Consider the following 1,624-nt stretch of genomic DNA (forward strand, 5'->3'; position numbering starts at 1 on the left):
CTGAAATCCTTATATTTGTTGCTATCGTAATCTCTCTTGAGCTAGTTAGAAACATGTACTGGCTGGTGATGTTACATTTTAGGGAAAGTTTCATGTCTTCGCGTGCTCGGCGGTAGTCAAAGGTTCTCTCAAATGGCAGTTTATAAAATAAGCAGGATACAGGCTGGGTGTCATCGTCAACAGCGGCCACATATTCTATAAATATATTGCTATATCCGCTAATACTTACTTGCCCACGAGATACTACACATTGATCAATAACTGGTATAGAGGCAGCACGCAGTAGAAATTCAGCTTCCTTTTTTTCGTCTGGTATTATAAGAGCACAATTGGCAGCAAACGGATCAATTTTTCGCTGCTTATGATGAGCCATAACTAGTCCTCCTTTACATAAATATACGATTTTGCCATGATGCAGACATACCAGTAGGCGTTAGTCAGGATGCTGGTATGTAATGTTATAAATAATTTTTTCGTTATTTCATTTATTAATAGTTTATGATTTCCTATGAAATGTGTTCCGTATATAAAAAACTTGGTAGTTATTACTTCAATAACATTTGTTAGAATTTTGTTTTTTAAGGTGTTTGGCAGTATTGCTAGCGTTTTCTATTGATTATGTAACTGTGTTTTGGAACTACCGTAGAGTACACCACATATAATGGAACAGACGATAAAACTACTAACGTTTAATGGTAAACAATTAAATAGTAAGGAGGAATATACATGGATGACAGCTTGGTTACTGTTGCCGGGCTCTGTGACATTAGAGGAATCAATTTTACCAAAGGTGTAGATAATTTTTGGACTCAAATCGCAATTCAGGAGAATTTGCATATTCCTGAGATAAAACCTGAGATTGAGCACATTACAGGGGTAAACGTGGCAGTAAGGATTATCAGGAAAAAGGTAATTGTAACTCCTAGTACTAAGAATTGCCCCAATTATGAAGGCAAATTACTTACTGGACGAAAGTTAATTGTTGAAGGAGAACTATGCCAAACAATATCTTATATAGCTGTTCGCAGTGAGCAACCTGTACACTCAGCCCGCTTTATAATTCCGTTTTCTGCCTTTATTGTTGTTCCTAAGAAGGTGCGGGTATGGCACAAGGACGGAGAGCAGGATGTCGATTCCCTCAATATTACCTATCAGATTAATACTTGTTTGGAGGATCTATTTGTAAAGAAAGTCACCTCAAGAGAGGTAGTGGATAATGTAATGTTACTACTACAGGCTGTACCCGCTACGGTTACTGCTTGTGATGAGTAGTCGGTTATTATGTACAAAAGGGAGGAAGCAATATGCGATATTGCAATATAGACTCTGCAAAAGAAAATGCTGCTATCGAGTATGTTGATTGCAGAGTTATGGGAAAATTTCAAAACCCGCTGCGGTCTGAAGGTAAAGATCGGACTCACCTTATGACTATTAACGGTATCTGCCCACGAGAAAAGCTGGAAAATTTTTTGGATGACGGGAATATCCGGAGATGGACGGAGATAGTGGTGCCAGAAGTGTTATGTATTCCGTCATATAAACCAGATATTGAGCAAATAATAAGTATTTCTTCGGTTGTAGAGATCATATGCCAACGGGTAATACAGACACCCTATAAAGCATG

The 1,624-nt window shown here is 38.0% G+C and carries 3 protein-coding genes; 2 read left to right on the forward strand and 1 reads right to left on the reverse strand.

All coding sequences use genetic code 11. From position 1 onward, the window contains the following. The coding region (locus tag AC29Z1_RS17685; protein WP_488272749.1) for a DUF3794 domain-containing protein at nucleotides 1-373 on the reverse strand (373 nt) is incomplete at its 3' end. A gap of 353 nt (nucleotides 374-726) precedes the next feature. Between AC29Z1_RS17685 and AC29Z1_RS17690 the strand changes: the two genes are divergently transcribed. Both AC29Z1_RS17690 and AC29Z1_RS17695 read left to right on the forward strand, forming a co-directional pair. After that, complete coding sequence (locus tag AC29Z1_RS17690) at nucleotides 727-1,272, forward strand: DUF3794 domain-containing protein (RefSeq protein ID WP_488272750.1); 546 nt, start codon at nucleotides 727-729, stop codon at nucleotides 1,270-1,272. 32 nt (nucleotides 1,273-1,304) lie between these two features. After that, nucleotides 1,305-1,624: hypothetical protein (locus AC29Z1_RS17695; protein ID WP_488272751.1), on the forward strand; the 320-nt coding region annotated here is incomplete at its 3' end.

The sequence above is a fragment of the Sporomusa sp. genome, from assembly GCF_057736855.1.

Excerpts from the sequence above, each read along its gene's own strand:
- AC29Z1_RS17690 (WP_488272750.1), top strand. The coding sequence starts at position 727 with ATGGATGACAGCTTGGTTACTGTTGCCGGGCTCTGTGACATTAGAGGA.